Annotated in this window: 18 protein-coding genes; 16 read left to right on the top strand and 2 right to left on the bottom strand. The window is 61.1% G+C overall.

Features of this window, described 5'->3' with window-relative positions; all coding sequences use genetic code 11:
• The 15 genes from AC07OE_RS18900 to AC07OE_RS18830 all read left to right on the top strand — a co-directional run.
• Nucleotides 1-1276, top strand: a 1276-nt coding sequence (locus AC07OE_RS18900) for an SPM autocatalytic domain-containing protein (protein WP_495072112.1), incomplete at its 5' end; no start/stop codon positions are given.
• Between the two features lie 115 nt (nt 1277-1391).
• A complete protein-coding gene (locus AC07OE_RS18895) occupies nt 1392-3398 on the top strand; it encodes an SPM autocatalytic domain-containing protein (RefSeq protein ID WP_495072111.1) in 2007 nt (668 codons plus the stop codon).
• A 146-nt stretch (nt 3399-3544) separates the two neighbouring features.
• Nucleotides 3545-5626 (top strand): peptidase domain-containing ABC transporter, encoded by a 2082-nt coding sequence (locus AC07OE_RS18890; protein ID WP_495072110.1) that lies wholly within the window; start codon nt 3545-3547, stop codon nt 5624-5626.
• Nucleotides 5623-6981 (top strand): HlyD family type I secretion periplasmic adaptor subunit, encoded by a 1359-nt coding sequence (locus AC07OE_RS18885; RefSeq protein WP_495072109.1) that lies wholly within the window; start codon nt 5623-5625, stop codon nt 6979-6981. Before AC07OE_RS18890 ends, AC07OE_RS18885 begins: the two co-directional genes overlap by 4 nt.
• Before the next feature lie 221 nt (nt 6982-7202).
• The gene (locus AC07OE_RS18880; RefSeq protein ID WP_495072108.1) at nt 7203-8357 is read left to right on the top strand and encodes a glycosyltransferase family 4 protein; all 1155 of its coding nucleotides are present in this window, start codon (nt 7203-7205) and stop codon (nt 8355-8357) included.
• Nucleotides 8358-8375: 18 nt separating this feature from the next.
• Nucleotides 8376-9242, top strand: a complete 867-nt coding sequence (locus AC07OE_RS18875; RefSeq protein WP_495072107.1) for an O-fucosyltransferase family protein — start codon at nt 8376-8378, stop codon at nt 9240-9242.
• Nucleotides 9243-9265: 23 nt separating this feature from the next.
• Nucleotides 9266-10039: a glucose-1-phosphate cytidylyltransferase gene (rfbF, locus tag AC07OE_RS18870; RefSeq protein ID WP_495072106.1), complete on the top strand. Its 774-nt coding sequence runs from the start codon at nt 9266-9268 to the stop codon at nt 10037-10039.
• Nucleotides 10036-11118: a CDP-glucose 4,6-dehydratase gene (gene rfbG / locus AC07OE_RS18865; RefSeq protein WP_495072105.1), complete on the top strand. Its 1083-nt coding sequence runs from the start codon at nt 10036-10038 to the stop codon at nt 11116-11118. The genes rfbF and rfbG overlap by 4 nt, the downstream gene beginning before the upstream one ends.
• Nucleotides 11115-11675: a dTDP-4-dehydrorhamnose 3,5-epimerase family protein gene (locus tag AC07OE_RS18860; RefSeq protein ID WP_495072104.1), complete on the top strand. Its 561-nt coding sequence runs from the start codon at nt 11115-11117 to the stop codon at nt 11673-11675. Before rfbG ends, AC07OE_RS18860 begins: the two co-directional genes overlap by 4 nt.
• The gene (locus AC07OE_RS18855; RefSeq protein WP_495072103.1) at nt 11672-12895 is read left to right on the top strand and encodes a class I SAM-dependent methyltransferase; all 1224 of its coding nucleotides are present in this window, start codon (nt 11672-11674) and stop codon (nt 12893-12895) included. Before AC07OE_RS18860 ends, AC07OE_RS18855 begins: the two co-directional genes overlap by 4 nt.
• Complete coding sequence (locus AC07OE_RS18850; protein ID WP_495072102.1) at nt 12892-13722, top strand: NAD-dependent epimerase/dehydratase family protein; 831 nt, start codon at nt 12892-12894, stop codon at nt 13720-13722. Before AC07OE_RS18855 ends, AC07OE_RS18850 begins: the two co-directional genes overlap by 4 nt.
• Nucleotides 13723-13745: 23 nt before the next feature.
• Entirely contained in the window at nt 13746-14405 is a 660-nt protein-coding gene (locus AC07OE_RS18845) for an FkbM family methyltransferase (RefSeq protein WP_495072101.1), read from the top strand.
• A 45-nt stretch (nt 14406-14450) separates the two neighbouring features.
• A complete protein-coding gene (locus tag AC07OE_RS18840; RefSeq protein ID WP_495072100.1) occupies nt 14451-15218 on the top strand; it encodes a cephalosporin hydroxylase family protein in 768 nt (255 codons plus the stop codon).
• 9 nt (nt 15219-15227) lie between these two features.
• Nucleotides 15228-16202: a glycosyltransferase family 2 protein gene (locus tag AC07OE_RS18835; protein WP_495072099.1), complete on the top strand. Its 975-nt coding sequence runs from the start codon at nt 15228-15230 to the stop codon at nt 16200-16202.
• Nucleotides 16203-16214: 12 nt separating this feature from the next.
• Nucleotides 16215-17174, top strand: coding sequence for a glycosyltransferase family A protein (locus tag AC07OE_RS18830; protein WP_495072098.1), 960 nt, complete (start codon nt 16215-16217; stop codon nt 17172-17174).
• Here AC07OE_RS18830 and AC07OE_RS18825 read toward each other — a convergent pair.
• Together AC07OE_RS18825 and fliE are read right to left on the bottom strand one after the other, a co-directional pair.
• On the bottom strand, nt 17171-17986 hold the full coding sequence (locus AC07OE_RS18825; RefSeq protein WP_495072097.1) for a class I SAM-dependent methyltransferase: 816 nt from the start codon (nt 17984-17986) through the stop codon (nt 17171-17173). The two genes, AC07OE_RS18830 and AC07OE_RS18825, sit on opposite strands and share 4 nt — an antisense overlap.
• 133 nt (nt 17987-18119) lie before the next feature.
• Nucleotides 18120-18437: a flagellar hook-basal body complex protein FliE gene (fliE, locus tag AC07OE_RS18820; RefSeq protein WP_495072096.1), complete on the bottom strand. Its 318-nt coding sequence runs from the start codon at nt 18435-18437 to the stop codon at nt 18120-18122.
• A gap of 177 nt (nt 18438-18614) precedes the next feature.
• Here fliE and fliF point away from each other — a divergent pair, with 177 nt between their 5' ends.
• Nucleotides 18615-20309 (top strand): flagellar basal-body MS-ring/collar protein FliF, encoded by a 1695-nt coding sequence (gene fliF, locus AC07OE_RS18815; protein ID WP_495072095.1) that lies wholly within the window; start codon nt 18615-18617, stop codon nt 20307-20309.
• Nucleotides 20310-20311: the final 2 nt, after the last annotated feature.

Below are 20311 nucleotides of genomic sequence, written 5' to 3'. Positions count from 1 at the left end.
CCAAGCCTTGAAGACCAGCCAGTTGGCAGGGCTTGCGACGAGCACCGTACAGGCGCTGACCACAGACCAGGTGGTTGCTTTGAGCACCTACCAGATTCAGGCGATTTCGACCGCCGGAATGAAGGCATTGACAACGAATCAAATCGTGGCGATTGAGACGACGGATATTGCGGTGTTGACGACACAGCAGTTGAGTGCGTTGACAACGAATCAAACCTACTCGTTCACTACGACGCAGGTTGAAGCGTTGCAGTCCAGCCAGATTGCTGCGTTTGGAACGCAGGCCTATCAATACCTGACGACGGGCACGCCCATCATTCTGGACCTGAACGGAGATGGTGTCAGAACGCAGAGTATCAATGCGGGGGTCAAGTTCGATCTGTTTGACGACGGAGCGGCGATCAACACAGGTTGGGTCAGTGGTAGTGACGGCTTGCTGGTACTGGACCGCAACCACGATGGACAAATCAACGATGGCTCCGAACTCTTTGGTTCAGCCACCCGACTGTCCAATGGCCAGAAGGCCTCCGATGGTTACGCCGCGCTGCGAGAACTGGACTCCAATGGTGATGGTGTGATCAGCCGTGATGATGCCATCTACGGTGACCTGAGGGTCTGGGTTGATAGCAACTCGGATGGTGTGAGTAGTGCAGGTGAGCTCAAGACACTGGCCGAGTTGGGCATTGCCAAGATCAACCTCAATGCGGTTGCAGGCACCGGCACCGACAACGGTAACACCTTGGGACTGACGTCGAGCTACGAAACCACCGATGGGGTCACCCACGACGCGGCTGACGTCTGGTTCCAGGCCAACAGGACGCCCGTTGCAACAGCGGCATCCGTGGACAGCGCAATTGCGGCACTGAACACGACAACACCTGTTCCCACCTTGGTGGCGGATCCGGTGGCCGTGCCGCAGACACAGACTGTTGCGACCATCCAGGCGCAGCCGGCAGTGGAGCCGCCCGTGCCATTGACCAGTGTGATGCGCGCGCAAGTGAGCAGCATGGCGCAGGCGATGGGATCCTTTGTAGATGCGGGCCTGTCGCAACCGAATGTGGCGGCCGCGCCGGCCGATGGTGCTGCGCCTGCACCGACGCTGAGTCCGGTGGCGTTGGCGGTGACCAGTCTGGCCGATGCGATGAAGCAGTTCGATGTGAATGGAACTGCCATGGGTAGCCCGTCAACGGCTGTGCCGACGACGACGACCCTGAAGCTCACTGGCATTCAAAACCCACCAGCGGGCGACATACTGACCACAGGGGGAAAGACCTGATTTGAAGTCTATGTGGCAAACCATCGGCGCTCTGGGGAACGTAATGCAAAGGATGGCGAAAGCTCCTTTCATGGCCAATCCAGGGGCTGATGCGCCATGACTAGGTCCATGAACTATGTGGTTTCTAACGCTACTGTTTGGATCACTGTTCGGAGATAAGCTATTTGGATCTTGGTCGGATAAGTTCTCTGATTTAGGGCATTGGCTGGACGATCTGTTTGGTATTTCCAGTGGAAATGCTCAGACAGTCACTACGACTGCTCCTGCAGCGTGGTCGTTGACCACGGCCCAAATTGCTGCATTGACTACAGCCGAGGTGCAGGCGCTTACGACTGCCCAAATTGCAAGCCTCTCTACGGCCCAGATACAAGCATTTACGACCACCGGAATCAGCGTTTTCCTCACTTCGCAGTTGCTTGCGTTGAATACCAGTGATGTTGCAGCTCTGACGACGGATCAGATCGTGGCGCTCACGACCTCTCAAGTGCCAGCATTTTCGACTGCCAGCGTAGCTGCGCTGACGACCCGCCAGATCGCGGCCATGGAGACTGCAGATGTTGCCAGTCTTACGCAGAATCAAGTGGTGGCCCTGACCACGGCGCAAATCGTGGCGCTGACTACGGACCAATTTCCGACGCTGTCGACCAATGAAATTGCTGCGTTGTCGACCACGCAGATTCGAGCTATCGAAACGCAGGACATCGCTATCTTGACTACAGATCAAGTTTCTGCGTTGACCACGAGCGAGTTAAGGGCATTCACGACTGCGCAAGCCACCGCGCTTACTTCCGCTCAACTGGCCGCTCTATCTCCAGCGCAGCTCACTGCGTTGAATTCATATGTTTCTGGGTTCACCACAACCCAGGTCGCTGCGTGGGGTTCGGCTGATATTCTGGCCCTCACCCCGAGTGATATCGCTGCGCTGTCGACTGCTCAGGTCATGGCTTTACGCACGGATGCTGTGCGGGCATTGACCACGGCACAGATGGTCGCATTTGAAACCCAAGACCTCATTGTTCTGTCTACTTATCAACTCTCCGCGATTACATCATTTCAAGTTGAAGTTATGAGTACGACCCAGTTGGAGTCGTTTACTTCGGCTCAAATCCCGGGGTTCACCACAGAGGCTACCTCTGCGTGGACGATGGGCACGCCCATCATTCTGGACCTGAACGGAGATGGTGTCAGAACGCAGAGTATCAATGCGGGGGTCAAGTTCGATCTGTTTGACGACGGAGCGGCGATCAACACAGGTTGGGTCAGTGGTAGTGACGGCTTGCTGGTACTGGACCGCAACCACGATGGACAAATCAACGATGGCTCCGAACTCTTTGGTTCAGCCACCCGACTGTCCAATGGCCAGAAGGCCTCCGATGGTTACGCCGCGCTGCGAGAACTGGACTCCAATGGTGATGGTGTGATCAGCCGTGATGATGCCATCTACGGTGACCTGAGGGTCTGGGTTGATAGCAACTCGGATGGTGTGAGTAGTGCAGGTGAGCTCAAGACACTGGCCGAGTTGGGCATTGCCAAGATCAACCTCAATGCGGTTGCAGGCACCGGCACCGACAACGGTAACACCTTGGGACTGACGTCGAGCTACGAAACCACCGATGGGGTCACCCACGACGCGGCTGACGTCTGGTTCCAGGCCAACAGGACGCCCGTTGCAACAGCGGCATCCGTGGACAGCGCAATTGCGGCACTGAACACGACAACACCTGTTCCCACCTTGGTGGCGGATCCGGTGGCCGTGCCGCAGACACAGACTGTTGCGACCATCCAGGCGCAGCCGGCAGTGGAGCCGCCCGTGCCATTGACCAGTGTGATGCGCGCGCAAGTGAGCAGCATGGCGCAGGCGATGGGATCCTTTGTAGATGCGGGCCTGTCGCAACCGAATGTGGCGGCCGCGCCGGCCGATGGTGCTGCGCCTGCACCGACGCTGAGTCCGGTGGCGTTGGCGGTGACCAGTCTGGCCGATGCGATGAAGCAGTTCGATGTGAATGGAACTGCCATGGGTAGCCCGTCAACGGCTGTGCCGACGACGACGACCCTGAAGCTCACTGGCATTCAAAACCCACCAGCGGGCGGAATGTTGCTGGCGGACCGTGACGCGAAATAGGCGCCATTTTCGCCCCAATTGAGGGGTTTGCAACCGCAGTGCCATGTTGAAATAGTTGATCCCAAGTTGGGCTATCAACAACAATGGCAGAACGCTTTCCTCATACGACCATCCAGTGCTTGGCGGCAGTAGCGCAGCACCACCGGTTGCCAATCAACCCTGAGCGACTCATCGAAGACTACGCTCTGGTGGGGGAAGAGCCGTCCGTTGCAACGGTATTGCGCATTGCAGCAGACATTGGGCTGAAAGCACGCGTGGACACGCTGAGCTGGGATTCCCTGTTGGCGCAGGGCGGGGTTTTCCCCGTCATTGCGCGGATGGCTGATGGGAACTGCGTGATTGTCATGGCGGCTACTCCCAACGAGGGCGGACAGGTCGCCATCTTGAACCCGCTGGCGGACAACCCGACCGCGGTGCTGATGGTCGGGCGCGAACCCTTCTGCGCCCAGTGGCGGGGGGAAGTGTTCTTCATGAAGCGGATCTTCGCTGCATCCGAGACCAGCCAGCCGTTTGGTTTTCGATGGTTTCTCCCCGAGATACTGAAGCAAAAAACGGCATTTCGTGACATCGCACTCGCCGCCATGGCCATGCACATTCTTGCGTTGGCATCACCTATGTTCTTCCAGCTGGTGATTGACAAGGTGCTGGTGCACCAGAGCATCTCCACGCTTTGGGTGTTGGGCGTCGGTGTGGTCATTGCCTTGGTTTTTGATTCGTTGTTGGGCTTTTTGCGGCAAATCCTGACGGTCTCAGCCTCGAACAAAATAGACATGCGATTGACGCGGCGGACATTTGCACATCTTTTGTCGCTGCCCATTGACTACTTTGAGACGACCACCGCAGGCGTGGTCACCCGGTACATGCAGCAGGTGGAGCGGATCCGAGCCTTCTTGACGGGGCGGATGTTCTTCACCGCACTGGATGCCACGTCGTTGATCATCTTCTTGCCGATTCTGTTCGCCTATTCGGTCAAGCTGGCACTGGTTACTTTGGTGTTCACCTTGATGATTGCTGGCGTGGTCATGGCGATGGTTCCCATTTTTCAGCGCCGGCTGAATGACCTGAACATTGCCGAGGGGCAACGGCAATCGATGCTGGTGGAAACCATTCACGGCATGCGCACAGTGAAGGCCTTGGCCATTGAGCCTGCACAGCGCCGCTTGTGGGACCAACGGTCTGCCCAGGCGATCAATATGCATTTCCGGGTCGGTAAGGTGGCCATCACCGGAAACTCCATCACCGACTTTCTCGGGAAGTTGTTGCCCGTCGTGATCATCGTGATCGGAACGCAGCAGGTGTTTGACCAAACGTTGTCCGTCGGGGCCTTGATAGGATTCCAGATGATCTCGGGGCGTGTCATTTCACCGCTGCTGGCGATCGTGTCGCTGGTGAATGAGTACCAGGAAGTCGCGCTTTCCGTGCGCATGTTGGGTGAGGTGATGAACCGACCTTCCGAAGGGCGGGCAGGTGCCGGTGGATTGCGTCCTGAGCTTGCCGGGGAAATCTCGTTTGAGGATGTGACGTTCCGCTACCCCGGTTCCAGCGTCACGGCACTGGACCGCGCAAGCCTGACCATTCAGGCGGGAACGGTCGTGGGGATTGTGGGGCGCAGTGGCTCTGGTAAGACTACCCTGACCAAATTGATCCAGGGCTTGTACAGCGTCCAAGAGGGCATTGTGCGGTTTGACCGGACGGATGCGCGTGAGATTGAGCTGGCACATTTGCGTCGCCAGATCGGCGTTGTGTTGCAAGAGAACTTCCTGTTCCGCGGCACAGTGCGTGAAAACATTGCGGCGGCAAAGCCGGAGGCCCCGTTTGAAGAGATCGTGGCCGCCGCGGATGCCGCGGGCGCCGCAGAATTCATTGAGCGCCTGCCCCAGGGTTACAACACCATGCTGGAAGAGAACGCGTCCAACCTGTCCGGTGGACAGAAGCAGCGACTCTCCATTGCACGCACCTTGCTCACCAAGCCCCGCATTCTGATCCTGGACGAAGCCGCGAGCGCGCTGGATCCCGAGAGCGAATCGATCTTCATCAACAACTTGTCGCGTATTGCCGTTGGGCGCACCGTGATCATGATCTCCCACCGGCTCTCCACCTTGGTCAACGCCAATGCGATTCTGGTGATGCAGCATGGCAAGTTGATGGACAGTGGCCGTCATCAGGAATTGCTGACCCGTTGCCAGACCTACCAGCAGCTCTGGAACCAACAGACTAGCCACCTATGAGCAAGTGGTTCTCCCGCGACAAGCCCAAAGCCCCCAAAGGCAAAACGGCGATCGAATACCTGCCAGATGCCGATGAGCTGGAGCGCAGCCCGGTGCCTCGTTGGGCACAGGTGACTTTGCGGGTGCTGTTGTTGGGTGTGATTTCCTTTGCAGTCTGGGCTTCGGTGTCGGAGTTGGAGCAAGTTGTGGTCGCGCGGGGAAGCCTGGTGAATCCGCTGCCCAATGTCGTGGTCCAGCCGTTGGAAACATCCATCGTGCAGAGCGTGGATGTACGGATTGGCCAATTGGTGAAAAAGGGGGATGCCCTCGCAACCCTGGATGCCACGTTCATCCAGGCCGATGAAAACGTGCTGCAGCTGCGGCTGGATAGCCTGGAAACCCAAGCCAAGGGCCTGGAGGAAGAGCTTTCCGGCCAGGTCGCAGAACGGCCCAAAACGGGAAGCACCGCGGACGACCAATTGCAGGCCGATCTGCTGACCGAGCGTCGCGCCAACTACAAGGCCCAGCAATTGAAGATTGCCGAGTCGGTGGGCCGGCTACGGGCTGCACTGGCCACCAATCGCCGGGATCAAAAGCTGGCGGCTGCCCGGCTGGCCTCACTCAAAAACATTGAGGCCATGCAGGAAAAGATGGTGGCCCAGAAATTCGGTGCGCCCATCCAGCTCATGGAGGCGCAAATCAAGAGCAAAGAGGTGGAACGGGACTTGGAGTCCGTCGCCAACCGGGAGCAGGAGATCGTGCGCGAGCTGGCGGCCGCTGAAGCGGAGAAGACCGCTTTTGAGAAGGGCTGGCGCCAGAAGACCATGGAGGACTTGCTCAATGTCACGCGCGAGCGTGATGCGGTTCGTGAGCAAATCCAGAAAGCCGACAAGCGCCGCCGCCTGGTCACCTTGGTGGCGCCGGTGGATGGGGTTGTGCTGGATATTGCCAAGCTGTCACCCGGATCCATCGTGCGCGAGGCCGAGACCTTTTTCACCCTGGTGCCCTCGAATGCCAAGTTGGAAGCCGAAGTTCAAATCGATTCCACCGATATTGGGTACGTCAAGGTCGGTGATGATGCCAAGCTCAAGCTGGATGCCTTTCCGTTCCAACGCCACGGAACTTTGGGGGCAAAGATCCGGACGCTGAGTGAGGACGCCTTCAGGAGGGACAGCTCCGCCAAGAGCAATGGGGATGTCTATTACGTGGCACGCATCACGCTGGACGGGGCCGCCCTTAAAAACATGCTCGACAGCGCCAGGCTTTTGCCCGGGATGACGCTGACCGCAGAGGTGATCGTGGGCAAGCGCACGGTCATGTCCTACCTGGCCTGGCCGCTGACCAAGGGCCTGGGAGAGGCCGCACGCGAACCTTAAGTTCTGGCACGCTTTACAGCGTACTGGCGCCAGCAAGAGACTGCAGTCGGCCGAATAAGATTTGCTTTACCCGGTATATCTGTGCAGTGCGAGCAAGTGGGCGCAGTAGGATGGCCGCATGCAGTTTCCGGGTGACTGGTCGCTATTTGCTATACATTGCATAGCTGTTGGCGCATATTCGACGGGGGCTAGAGCCCAATTTCTTTACTAATTTGCAGCACATGAATGCATCGCGACAAAAACTGGTTGTAGAAGGCTGGCGTGGTATCAACCACTCGTTTGCCTTGGTCAACCAGTTTCAGCTGCTTGAAATGATCCGTCGGCAGGATACCGATTTGCGACATGTCGATGCTCCTTTCCATTACCCGCACTGGAATCGTACGGTGAATGGCGCCGGGTTTCATGCTGCTGATGAGGCAGAGCTATCAAGCATCCCCCTTGCCCAGGCTGGGGAGCTTGCAGACTGGCAGTTCCGCATCTTTTCGCCCGTGGACCTGCGTCCGGCCCAACAGGCGCGTAGGTTGGCCGTCTTCGCAGTGACCGAGTGCGGGCTAGACGCGAAGTACTTTGCCCCAGGCAGCGATATCGTGCAGTTTGAGGCAAACGGAGGGGTGGTCGTCACGCCAAGCCGGTGGTCGCGTGACCGCATTGTTGAATTCGGTTTCCAGTCGGCTACCGTGCAAGTGGTGCCCCACGGTGCTAGCAGCGACTATTTCAGGCCCCTGCCGGCGGAAACCAATGCGGCCCAGCGTGCGGCCCTGGGTTTCCGGCCGGACGAGGTGCTGTTGCTGAACATAGGTGCCGCGATCTGGAACAAGGGCATTGATGTGCTGCTCAAAGGCTTTGCCTTGGCCCGCCAGACGCGCAAGGATCTGCGCTTGGTCTTCAAGGACCAACGCAATACCTATGGCATTTCAGGGGAGAGCTTTGTGCAGTCCACGCTGGCGGCAGCCGGCTTGTTGTCCAACGATGTGCTCAATGCCATCACCTTGATCCCGGCCAACCTGACCATGGACCAGATGAACAGCATGTACAACGTGTGTGACTGCTATGTATCACCGTACCGGGCCGAGGGATTCAATCTACCGGTGTACGAGGCCATGGTCTGCAATGTGCCCGTGATCGTGACCGAGGGCGGCGCCACGGACGACTTCGCTCAGGGGCCGGGAGCCCGGAAGATTCGCTCCACCCTGTACCGCAACGCCATGGTGCAAGACCGTCAAGTGGCGGGGTACTGCGAGCCTGATCTCGATCACTTGGTGGAACTGCTGGTGCAGACAGCCGCCAAGACAACCATGGCGAACGGTCTAGTGCCACCGCCCTCAATTCACGACTGGCGTGTTCCGGTTGACCAGCTTCTGACCCTGTTGCACTAACGGAGATGCCCTAGAACCATGCGCTCTATCCATATTTACTGTGACGGTGGCTTTGGCAACCGTTTCAATGGCTTGGTGGCCGGATTGGCCATTGCCGAGTTGGCTGGGTTTCACCCTATCGTTGTCTGGCCTTGCAACAACTGGTGCGGTGCCTCTTACGAAGAATTGATCGCTACACCGGCCCAGGTGGTGGAGCGGGAGCTTTCTTCCTATGCGCCGGAGAAAGACAAGTTTCTGTTTTTCACCATCGAAGACCATCTGGGCATGGGCTTTCCTTTCCAGTCGCCTCTGCAGATGCCCAGTCTGGATAGCGCGTTGGACTATCTGCGCTCTAGCGACAAGGATGTGCACTTCCACACACCACTGATTCCAGCATTTCTAGAAGCCAGTGTTGTACACGCCCAAGTGCGCGCGCTGCAGTTTCAGCAGGACTTGGTGGCTCGGGCTCAAGCGTTCATGGCAAGCCGCAATCTGTCCGAGTACTTTGGCATCCACATACGTAAGACCGACTTTGGCAGCAACGGCTCGGACGATACCAACCTCTATCAGTTAGTGCGGGATGTGCCGCACAAGCAGTTCTTCGTGTGTTCCGACGATAAGGATGTGGAGCAACGCTTCGGCGCCTTGCCCAATGTGGTGATGTACCCCAAGCGTGCCTATGTCGAAAAGCTGGTGGACGGCACCTGGAACACGCCGACGGCGGATCACAGTGGGCGGGTGTATGCCTGCAATGTGAACCGCAATGCCATCAGCGTGGAAGATGCATTGATTGACCTGTTGGTGCTCTCTCACTCGCAAATTGTCAGCACTTCCAACAGTACGTTTCGCAATACGGCGCTCTTGCTACAGTCCGTGCGGCGAGCTGCGGAAGCAGTGCCCCACTGAACCCCAGAAATCGGAGAAAAGTGATGAAAGCAGTACTACTGGCCGGCGGGTTGGGAAGTCGTATTTCGGAAGAAACCCACCTCAAGCCCAAACCAATGGTGCTGATCGGGGGCAAGCCCATCCTCTGGCACATCATGAAGATGTACTCCGCCCACGGCGTCAACGAGTTCGTGATCTGCTGCGGCTACAAGGGTTACGTCATCAAGGAATACTTCGCCAACTACTTCCTGCACATGTCGGACGTCACCTTTGACATGGCCGACAACCGCATGGAAGTGCACCAGCGCCATGCCGAACCCTGGCGTGTCACGCTGGTGGACACGGGCGAAGAGACGCTGACCGGTGGGCGCCTCAAGCGTGTGGCCAGCTACATCGAAGACGAAGAAGCCTTCTGCTTCACCTACGGCGACGGCGTGAGCGACGTCAACATCGGCGCCGCCATTGCCTTTCACCGCCAGCACGGCAAGTTTGCCACGGTCACCGCGGTGCAGCCCCCGGGCCGCTATGGTGCGCTCAACCGCGACGGCGACCAGGTCACGGGCTTTACCGAAAAACCGCGCGGCGAAGGCGGCCTCATCAACGGCGGCTTCTTCGTGCTTTCGCCCAAGGTGCTGCAGTACATCGAGGGCGACAGCACCAGCTGGGAAGCCACGCCGCTGGAACATCTGGCGGGTCTGGGCCAGATGATGGCCTACGAGCACAACGGCTTCTGGCAGCCCATGGACACGCTGCGCGAGAAGAACCTGCTCGAAGAACTCTGGGCCACGGGCAAGGCGCCCTGGAAAACCTGGCAATGAGCGCCTGGGCCAATCCCGATCCCGCGTTCTGGCAGGGCAAGCGTGTCCTGCTGACCGGCCATACGGGGTTCAAGGGCGCCTGGCTGGCGCTGTGGCTGCAGTGCCTGGGTGCCCAGGTGGTGGGCCTGGCACTGCCGCCGTCCACCGCGCCCAGCCTGTTTGGCCTGGCCCGGGTGGAGCAGGTCTGTGACAGCCATTTCTGCGATATCCGCGATGCCGCCGCACTGGCCGACCGGGTACGCGACAGCCAGGCCGACATCGTGTTTCACCTGGCCGCACAGGCCCTGGTGCGCGCCAGCTACCGCGACCCGCTGGCCACGTTCGCCAGCAATGTGATGGGTACCGCCAACACCCTGGATGCGGTTCGGCAGCTGTCTTCCGTGCGGGCGGTGGTGGTCATCACCACCGACAAGGTGTACCAGAACCTGGAACACGCGCTGCCCTACCGCGAGACCGATGCACTGGGCGGTCACGACCCCTACAGCGCCAGCAAGGCGGCGTCCGAGATTGTGATTGCGAGCTACCGCGATTCCTTCCTGACGGCGCAGGGCGTGGCCGTGGCCTCGGCCCGGGCCGGCAACGTCATCGGTGGTGGGGACTGGTCGGAAGACCGCCTCATCCCCGACGCCATGCGCGCCTGGAGCGCCGGGCACGGTTTGCAGATCCGCCGCCCCCAGTCGGTACGCCCCTGGCAGCACGTGCTCGAGCCCTTGTGCGGCTACCTGCGGCTGGCGGAACAGCTGTACCGCGAGCCGGCGCTGGCAGGTGCCTACAACTTCGGCCCCCAAACCCATGAAGCCGCCACCGTGCGCGAAGTGGTGGAGCTGGCCCAGACGGCCTACGGCCAAGGCGAAGTAGCCTGGGGCGACGGCAGCGAAGGCCCGCACGAAGCCGGCTGGCTGGCCCTGGAGGTTGCCAAGGCGCGCACGCTGCTCGGCGTGGCGCCGCGCTGGTCACTGGCCGAGTCGGTGCGTCGTACGGTGGGCTGGTACCGCCAGCAGCAGGACGGCCAGGACGCCGCAGCGATCTGCTCGGCAGACATCCAGGCCTTTGAAGCCGCCGCGGGGGAGGGCGCATGAGCCACTTCACCGTGACGGCGACCCCGCTGGCCGGCCTGGTGCGCCTAGACCGGCAGCTGCTGGGCGATGCCCGCGGCTTTCTGACACGCCTTTTTTGCGCGCAGGAGTTGTCGGCTGCCGGGTGGGACGGCCCCGTGGCCCAGGCCAACCATACGGCCACGGCCCAGCGCGGCACCGTCCGCGGCATGCACTTCCAGCACCCGCCGCATGCCGAGATCAAGCTGGTCACCTGTGTGCGCGGCGCGGTCTGGGACGTGGCGGTGGACCTGCGCGCGGGTTCACCCACCTTCCTGCAATGGCATGCCGAGGAACTGTCGGCCGAGAACCACCGCTCCCTGCTCATCCCCAAGGGCTTTGCCCACGGGTTTCAGACCCTGACGGATGACTGCGAGCTGGTCTATCTGCACTCCACGCCCTATGCGCCCGAGGCAGAGGCCGGCTTGCGCGCAGACGACCCCCGGTTGGCCATTGCCTGGCCCGCTCCCATCTCGCAGCGCTCTGCGCGCGATACCCAACACCCCTTGCTCCAAGCGCAATGGAAAGGTTTGACGCTATGAAGTGCCGTCACTGTGGCTCTCCGCTGGAACACACGTTTCTGGACCTGGGCTTTGCCCCGCCGTCCAACGCCTACCTCAAGCCCGCCGACCTGGCGCGGCCCGAGACCTACTACCCGCTCAAGATCAAGGTCTGCGACCGCTGCTGGCTGGTCCAGACCGAGGACTACACCGAGGCCGACGCCCTGTTCAGCCCCGAGTACGCCTATTTCTCCAGCACCTCCACCGGCTGGCTGGCCCATGCGGCGCACTACGCGGCGGACATGACGCAGCGCTTTGCGCTGGGCAAAGACAGCCTGGTCATCGAAGTCGCCTCCAACGACGGCTACCTGCTCAAGAACTTTGTGGCCGCCGGCATCCCTTGCCTGGGCATTGAGCCGACCGACAGCACGGCCGAGGCGGCCGAGGCGCTGGGCATTCCGGTGCTGCGCGAATTCTTTGGCGAAGCCTTGGGTAAGCAGCTAGCAGCCCAGGGCCAGCAGGCCGACCTGATTGCGGGCAACAACGTCTACGCCCATGTGCCCGACATCAACGACTTCACGCGCGGCCTGGTTGCCGCGCTCAAGCCCCAGGGCACCATCACGCTGGAGTTCCCGCACCTGCTGCAGCTGCTGGCCCACACCCAGTTCGACACGGTCTACCACGAGCATTTCTCCTACCTCTCGCTGACGGCCGTGCAGCGCATTTTTGCGGCAGCCGGTCTGCGCGTCTGGCAGGTGGAGACCCTGCCCACGCATGGCGGCAGCCTGCGCGTGTTTGGCTGCCACGTGGCCGACGCGCGCGCCACCACGGCCAGCGTGGCTGATATGCTGGCCGAGGAGGAACGCCAAGGCCTGCTCACACTCTCCACCTATCTGGGTTTCCAGGCGCGTGCCGATGAAGTGAAGAACGGCCTGCTGAGCTTTCTCATCGAGCAGAAACGCCTGGGCAAAAGCGTGGCCGCCTATGGCGCGGCCGCCAAGGGCAACACCTTGCTCAACTACGCCGGCGTCAAGCCCGATCTGCTGCCCTTTGTCTGCGATGCAGCAGCGGCCAAGCAGGGCAAGTACATGCCGGGCAGCCACATCCCCATCCTGCCGCCTGCCGCGCTGGCCGAGCGCCGGCCCGACTATGTGCTCATCCTGCCCTGGAACATCGCCGCCGAGGTGCGCGCGCAGAACGCAGCGCTGGCGGCCTTGGGAACGCGCTTTGTGACGGCCGTGCCGCAGCTGGAGATTGCATGAGCCAGCGCCTCGTGCTGCTCACCGGTGCCACCGGCTTTGTCGGCCGGCAGGTACGGCGCGCGCTGGCCGCGCAGGGCGTGGCCCTGCGCCTGGTGGTGCGCGCGGGCAGCGAGGCCCGGCTGGCGCCGCTGGCACCAAACGAGTCGGTATGGCCCACGCCAGATATGTTTGCCGAGGATGCTGATTGGTGGGCCCAGGCCTGCGCGGGTGTGGACACGGTGGTGCACGCGGCCTGGTATGCCGAGCCCGGGCTGTACCTGCAGTCGCCCAAGAACCTGGATTGCCTGCTGGGCACGCTGCAACTCGCCAAGGGTGCGGTGCGTGCCGGCGTGCGCCGCTTTGTCGGTGTGGGCACCTGCTTTGAATACGATCTCACGCCCGGCCATCTGTCCGTCGACACGCCACTCAAGCCGCTGACGCCCTATGCGGGTGCCAAGGCCGCGGCCTTTCTGGCGCTGTCGCAGGTGCTGCCGCAGGAAAAGCTGGAGTTCGCCTGGTGCCGTCTGTTCTACCTGTTTGGCGAGGGCGAGGACGCACGCCGCTTTGTGCCGTACCTGCGCAGCCGCCTCAGCGCTGGCCAGGCGGCCGAGCTGACCACGGGCGAGCAGGTGCGTGACTACCTCGATGTGGCCGAGGCCGGCGCGCAGATTGCCGGCCACGCGCTGGGTACGCTGCAAGGCCCCGTGAATGTGTGCTCGGGCCAGGGCATGACGATACGCGCGCTGGCCGAGCGCATTGGCGATGAATTTGGCCGGCGTGATTTGCTGAAGTTCGGCGCGCGCGCGGCCAATCTGGTGGACCCGCCGTGCGTGGTCGGTGTTCTGTAAGCCACCTTTGACGAGAACCAAGCATGAACCTCTTTGAATTGCTGAAATCGGTGAATCTGGAAGGCCCCAAAGGCATTCTGCAGGTGGGCGCCAGCTACGGCCAGGAACTCGACATGTTCCTCAACAACGGCGTGAAGGCCGGCGTGCTCATCGAGCCCCTGCCCGAGCCGTTTGCGCACATCGGCAATATCTGCAAGCAGATTCCGAACTTTGTCGCCATCAATACGCTGTGCACGGATGTATCGGGCGAGACGCACAAGTTCCATGTGGCCTCCAACGGTGGTATGAGCAGCAGCATCCTGAAGCCGACCGGGCACCTGAAGGAATTCGACTATGTGAAGTTCGAGCAGGATGTCGAGCTGGCTTCCTCCACGGTGGACGATGTGATGGCGTTCCTGGCCAGCAACGGTCATGCAGCGGTGACCAGCCAGATGGACACGCTGTACATGGACGTGCAGGGCGCAGAGTACAAGGTGCTGCTGGGTGCAGTGCGCACGCTGCGCAGCATTCGCTATATTTCCATGGAGTTCATCCGCGGCGACTTGTACGAGGGCGGCGAGACCATGCAGACCTATTGCGCCTTTCTCGAAGCCCAGGGCTTCACGCTGAACAACCTGAACTTCAACGAGCACCACCACGCGGACGCGCTATTCGTACGCAAGTCCATTCTCGGTCTGCACTAAGGCGACCACACTTTTACTTCCCCCTGACACTGACGAGGAGTTCCCATGAGTGATTTTCAACAAGAAGTTGCCGACCGTATCGCCGCGATTGCGGCCGAAAAGTCCTTTTGCGACAAGGGGCATGCCTTTCTGCAGGCCTCGGTGGAGCCCAAGTACTCCTACAACTTTGCCTGGCTGGGGCGTCCCATCATCCAGTATCCGCAAGACATCGTGGCCATGCAGGAGCTGATCTGGGCGGTCAAGCCTGATCTCATCATCGAGACAGGTATTGCCCACGGCGGCTCGCTGATCTTCAGCGCCTCCATGCTGGCGCAGCTCGACATGTGCGACGCCATCGAGCAGGGCGTGACGTTGGACCCCGCCAAGTCCAAGCGCAAGGTGCTGGGCGTGGACATCGACATCCGCGAGCACAACCGCAAGGCCATCGAGGCGCATCCCATGGCCTCGCGCATCCAGATGATCCAAGGCTCCAGCATCGATGCCGACATCATCAAGCAAGTGCACGAGATCGCGGCCAGCTACAAGCGCGTGCTGGTCTGCCTGGACAGCAACCACACGCATGACCATGCGCTGGCCGAGCTGCACGCCTATGCCTCGCTGACCTCCAAGGGCAGCTACTGCGTGGTGTTCGACACTCTCATCGAAGACATGCCCAAGGAGGTCTACCCCGACCGCCCCTGGGGACCCGGCAACAACCCCAAGACAGCGGTCTGGGAGTTCCTCAAGACCAACGCCGAATTCGAGATCGACAAGTCCATCCCGGACAAACTGCAGATCACCGTGGCCCCTGACGGTTACCTCAAGCGACGTTGAACCGGCAGCATGGGCAAGATCGCAGTATTCATTCCGGTCCACAACGAAGAAGCCTATATCGCCAAGACGCTGGACAGCCTGCTGGTGCAGGACTATCCGGATTTCGAGGTACTGGTTTCGGAGAACCATTCGACCGATGGCTCGCTGGACATACTGCGCGGGTACGAGGCGCGCGACCCGCGCGTGAAGGTGCTGCGACCCGAGCACAAGCTCAACTCGCACGGCAATATGTGCTTTCTGGCGGACCGGGTCAATGCCGGCGATTACGTTGCCAGCATGATGCTGGGTGGCCATGACCTGGTCTCGCACAACGTGCTGTCCACGGCGGCGCGCTACCTGGAGGCCAACCCCTCCTGTGCCATTGCCTACCAGCGCGCTTCCTTCGAGCTTGATGAGCAGGACAACCCGACCCGCCGCTGGCCCACTTGCCATGAGTCGGGCTTCATGAACACCAGCTTCGATGCGCTGCTCACGCTGCTCACGCTGATGTACAACACGCCCATCTTCGGGCTGTGGCGCCAGTCGGTGCGGCAGAAGGCTGCGTTTCGCTACCCCTGCGTGGGTGGCGACCATCTCTATGTGGCCGAGGCGGCACTGTACGGCAGCGTCACGCCCATCGATGGGGCGCAAATCTATCTGCGCCGCTCTCCCATCACGGCCAACTACCTGCAAAAGCACTTCACCGACCGTGCGGGTGACCAGGCGGCGGCGCAGGACATGTATGTGCAGTTGGGCTGGCTCTCCGACATCATTGACCAGGCCGCCACCGGCTACCCGCCGCATGCCTGTGAGTTGCTGCGCAGCAGCGCGTTCTCGCTCTACCTGCTGCGCTACAACCACCACTTCGACACCTTCCAGTCCACGCTCAACGCCTTTGCGGCCCAGCCCGATGTCCGCCCGCTGATCCAGGCGCAGGTGAGCCTGGGGGCGGCCTTCAAGGCCATGCTGCAATCCAAGAGCGAGGCGGCCGGGTCGGCTGCCTGAGCGCACCACACCATGCAAAAAGTTGCTTTCTGGATGCCCACTTTCAATGAGGCCAGGTTTCTGGCGCGCACCATTGAAACCGTGATGGCACAAACTCACCCGGGCGTGGACCTGATCATCTCGGACAACCATTCCACCGATGGCTCGCGCGAGATCATTGCGCAGTACATGGCGCGCTATCCGAACATCCAGCTCTGGTCGCCGCCCGAGCACTGTGCCGCGCTGGACCACTTCTTCTTCATGTGGGCCAAGCTCAAGCAGCTGGACTACGACTTCTTCATCCACACCGGTGGCCACGACTGGGTGGACCCGCGCTATGTGGAGCACCTGCTGCGCGCGCACCGCGCGCACCCCGATGCCTCCATCATCTGCGGGCGCGGCGCAGCCTTGGACAAGGAAGACCAGGTGCTGGGCGAGTATTCGGGCAAGACGCCCGGTCTGCAGGGGCCGTATACCCCCTACAACCCCTTCAGCATCATCCTCATGACCTCCAGCAACGTGGCCATCCACGGGCTGATGCCGGCGGCCACCGTGCGCCGGGTGGACTTCCGCTACAAATGCCCGGCGGTGGACGTGATGTTCATTGCCGAGGCGTCGACCTATGGCGATGTGATCTATGTGCCCGACGCGGTGTTCTACCAGCGCATTTCCGGTGCCAATACGGCGGGCTACCTGGACAAGCACATGGGGGTGTCCGACGAGGACGCCGCCGCCCTGGTGCGCATCATGAACATGCAGTTCCAGTACCTCAGCGAGGTGGCCGATATGGCCTGCGCGCGCCTGCCGGTGCAGTGCCGCGGGCTCTACAAATCAGCCTTGATGGGGGCGTATTACGTGAAGTGGTGCGCACCCGACCAGGCCAGCGGTGCACTGGCGCACATCGGCCCCGTGGTGGAGAAGTTCCTGGCCGACATGGACCGCTCCAGCAAGGATGTGGAGCAGGGCTTGCGCGCGTACTTCGAAAAGACTTAGCGCTTCACCGCAAAGAAGGTGTGGGAGTGGAAGCGCTGGTGCAGGCCACCGGTCTGGCCGTCTTCCACCACCTCGATGAGGTCTAGCCCGTGGCGGTCCAGCAGGCGCAGGATATGCTTCTGCGGCAGGCAATGCAGGCTCCAGCCTTCAAACTGCTCCTTCTCCAGCCCCAGGTGGTAGCCGACCTGGTAGCCATAGCCAGGGTTGAAGGTGGCGGTCTGGAAGAAGGCCACACCACCGGGCTGTAGCAGGCCCAGGATCCGGTCCAGCAGGTAGTACTGCACGGGCGGCGGGTTGTGCTGCAGCACGATGACCGAGACAAACGCATCGATCGGGCCGATGGTGCTAATTTGTTCGGGGGACTGCAGCAGCAAGGTCTGGACGTTCTGGATGTTGGCCTGCGCCAGGCGTTGCTGGCACTGGGCTAGGTTGCCGGGGGAAATGTCGGCACCCACCACACGTGCGAAATGTGCGGACAGGGGCTTGGTGATGCGGCCCACGCCACAACCCAATTCCAGACAGACCCCGGTGGGCAGCGCCACCTGGTTGCGCGCGGCCAGCACTTGCAGGCGCCGCACCACTTCCTGCCCCGAGGATTCGAGCAGATGCATGCTCTCGTCGATCTTGTCCTTGTGGAACTGGGGATTGGAGAGTACCGAGGCATAGGGCTCGCTCTCGCCATAGCTGGTCCACTGTGCCTGGATGCGGGCAAACAGCGCCTGGTGTTCGGCCTCGCTCATCTCCACCTGGAGGGGGCGGCCTTCGTGGTCAAAGCTGGTTGCCAGGAAGTTTTGAATCAGGGTTTCGGACATGGGCGGGTTCTCGGCAGGTGGCGCGGATGCCGTCAATTCTGTGGCACTTGTTCGCTATGAAAAATATAGCTTATCGCGCACATTCCATGAGGGCTGGGTCGCTATTTTGTTAGGAATGGTAAGGGGCGGTCCCTCACACTTGCATGTTCATGATGTCGGTATAGGCTTGTACCATGCGGTTGCGTACATGCAGGGTCGCCTGAAATCCAATCTGGGCCTTCTGGATGGCCACCATGGTTTCTTCCAGACTCACCTTGGGGTTTTCCATCTGCACTTCCTGCTGCAAGCGGGTGGATTCGTTCTGTGCGGCGCTGACCGATGTCAGCGCACTCTTCAGCGCCCCGGAAAAGCTGCCTCCCACCCCGTCCGACGCGGCAGACGCCGCTGGACGCACCCCGGTATTGGGGCGAATCGTGGTGGGCATTGTTACGGGGCTGAGTTTGAGGTCCATGCTGCTTCTCCCTTGGGGATTGGGGGTGCAGCGATCCTATAACTGGGGGTGACGCACCATTATTTTGAATTGGTGGGTAAAGCAGGCGCTTATCGTCCTAATGTTTTCAGGGGTGGGTCGAATAATCAAGCCCATTCAAGAGGCGAACTTGCGCCCCAACGAGCCGGAAACACCCACATGCCTGCAGTAGCCACCATCCCCGTCAACCCCACCATAGGCCAGCGCCTCGCAGCCTTGGACCAGGGGCAGCGGTTGCGTCTGGCGTTGGGGGTGGTGCTCTTTGTCGCCATCGGCGTTGTCGGACTGGTCATGGGCCGCCAGGCCGAATGGCGCGTGCTGTATTCCAATCTGGCGGACAAAGACGGCGGCGCTATCATTTCCCAGCTCACCACGCTCAACATTCCCTACAAATACACCGAAGGCGGTGGATCCATCCTGGTGCCGGCAGACCGGGTGCACGACGTACGCCTGAAACTCGCCTCCCTGGGCCTTCCCAAAGGCTCGGTCAACGGTTTTGAGATGATGGAAGCCAACCGATTTGGCATGACGCAGTTCCAGGAGCGCTTGACCTTCCAGCGCGGTCTGGAGGGTGAGCTGACCCGCTCCATCCAGGCCCTGTCTTCCGTGTCCAGTGCCCGTGTTCACTTGGCCCTGCCCAACCAAAACGGATTTTTCCGCGAACAGCAGAAACCCTCGGCCTCCGTGCTGCTGAGCCTGCACCCCGGCCGCACGCTGGACCGCACGCAGCTGGCCGGTATCGTGCACCTGGTGGCATCCAGTGTGCCGGAGATGAATCCTTCCGCTGTGAGCGTGCTGGATGACACGGGCAAGCTGCTCTCCCAGACCGATGGTTCAGGCCTGGCCGGCGTCGACGCAGAGCAACTGCAATACGTGCAGCAAATCGAGCAGCTCTACAGCCGCCGCATTCTCGACATGCTGGAGCCGCTGGTGGGCAAGCAGAACGTCAAGGCCCAGGTCACGGCCGAACTGGATTTCTCGCAGACCGAGTCCACCACCGAATCGCACAAACCGAATCAGTCACCTGACAGCAGCGCCGTGCGCAGCCAGCAGTTGGTGGAAAGCACTAATGGCGCCCAGTCCGGCCCGCCATCGGGCGTGCCGGGTGCGACCACGAACCAGCCACCAGCCCAACCTTCGGCCCCCATCAATGGGCAGCCTCAGACCGTGGCCGCCAATGGGCAGTCGGGTACGGGCGCGGGATCCGGTTCCTCCTCCAAGAAAGAGTCCATCATCAATTACGAGGTGGACAAGACGGTGCGCGTGGTCAAGGGCGCCACCGGTGTCATCAAGCGCATCAACGCCGCGGTCGTGGTGAACAACCAGAACACCACCGACGACAAGGGAAAAATCACCAGCACCCCGTTGACGGAGGCGCAGATCGAAAAAATGACCGCCCTGGTGCGCGAGTCCGTGGGCTTTAGCCAGGAACGTGGTGACTCGGTGAATGTCGTGAATGCTGCGTTTGCCGCGGACAAGGTGGACACGACCGACATTCCGCTGTGGCGCCAGCCTGAAGTGGTGGACCTGGCCCGGAGCATGGCCTGGCCGCTCGGCACCTTGGGCCTGGCCGCCCTGGTATTGCTGGGGGTGATCCGGCCCGCCATGAAGTCCTTGGCCCAGCCTCCGCGCGGTGCAGACATCGAACTGGAGCGCACCGGCCAGCTGGACGCGCTGGAAGCCGATCAGCCTGATCGCCCTCAATTGACAGGTTACGGCGCCACCTCGGCCGACTCCTCGCAAGCCACTGCAGCCGAACAGCGCCTCGAAGATGCCCGCAAGCTCACCCGCGACAACCCCGCGGCCGTGGCCAATATTGTCAAGGCATGGATGAGCGGAGAAGCACCGGCCTGACG

Source organism: Rhodoferax sp. GW821-FHT09E07 (assembly GCF_059416145.1).
Note: the sequence above shows the minus strand (reverse complement) of the source record. Positions and strands in the feature narration are given on the sequence as shown.

What these genes read in the sequence shown, in the direction of transcription:
- AC07OE_RS18895 (WP_495072111.1), top strand. Translation starts at nt 1,392, where the DNA reads ATGTGGTTTCTAACGCTACTGTTTGGATCACTGTTCGGAGATAAGCTA.
- AC07OE_RS18885 (WP_495072109.1), top strand. Translation starts at nt 5,623, where the DNA reads ATGAGCAAGTGGTTCTCCCGCGACAAGCCCAAAGCCCCCAAAGGCAAA.
- AC07OE_RS18880 (WP_495072108.1), top strand. Translation starts at nt 7,203, where the DNA reads ATGAATGCATCGCGACAAAAACTGGTTGTAGAAGGCTGGCGTGGTATC.
- AC07OE_RS18875 (WP_495072107.1), top strand. Translation starts at nt 8,376, where the DNA reads ATGCGCTCTATCCATATTTACTGTGACGGTGGCTTTGGCAACCGTTTC.
- rfbF (WP_495072106.1), top strand. Translation starts at nt 9,266, where the DNA reads ATGAAAGCAGTACTACTGGCCGGCGGGTTGGGAAGTCGTATTTCGGAA.
- rfbG (WP_495072105.1), top strand. Translation starts at nt 10,036, where the DNA reads ATGAGCGCCTGGGCCAATCCCGATCCCGCGTTCTGGCAGGGCAAGCGT.
- AC07OE_RS18860 (WP_495072104.1), top strand. Translation starts at nt 11,115, where the DNA reads ATGAGCCACTTCACCGTGACGGCGACCCCGCTGGCCGGCCTGGTGCGC.
- AC07OE_RS18855 (WP_495072103.1), top strand. Translation starts at nt 11,672, where the DNA reads ATGAAGTGCCGTCACTGTGGCTCTCCGCTGGAACACACGTTTCTGGAC.
- AC07OE_RS18850 (WP_495072102.1), top strand. Translation starts at nt 12,892, where the DNA reads ATGAGCCAGCGCCTCGTGCTGCTCACCGGTGCCACCGGCTTTGTCGGC.
- AC07OE_RS18845 (WP_495072101.1), top strand. Translation starts at nt 13,746, where the DNA reads ATGAACCTCTTTGAATTGCTGAAATCGGTGAATCTGGAAGGCCCCAAA.
- AC07OE_RS18840 (WP_495072100.1), top strand. Translation starts at nt 14,451, where the DNA reads ATGAGTGATTTTCAACAAGAAGTTGCCGACCGTATCGCCGCGATTGCG.
- AC07OE_RS18835 (WP_495072099.1), top strand. Translation starts at nt 15,228, where the DNA reads ATGGGCAAGATCGCAGTATTCATTCCGGTCCACAACGAAGAAGCCTAT.
- AC07OE_RS18830 (WP_495072098.1), top strand. Translation starts at nt 16,215, where the DNA reads ATGCAAAAAGTTGCTTTCTGGATGCCCACTTTCAATGAGGCCAGGTTT.
- AC07OE_RS18825 (WP_495072097.1), bottom strand. Translation starts at nt 17,986, where the DNA reads ATGTCCGAAACCCTGATTCAAAACTTCCTGGCAACCAGCTTTGACCAC.
- fliE (WP_495072096.1), bottom strand. Translation starts at nt 18,437, where the DNA reads ATGGACCTCAAACTCAGCCCCGTAACAATGCCCACCACGATTCGCCCC.
- fliF (WP_495072095.1), top strand. Translation starts at nt 18,615, where the DNA reads ATGCCTGCAGTAGCCACCATCCCCGTCAACCCCACCATAGGCCAGCGC.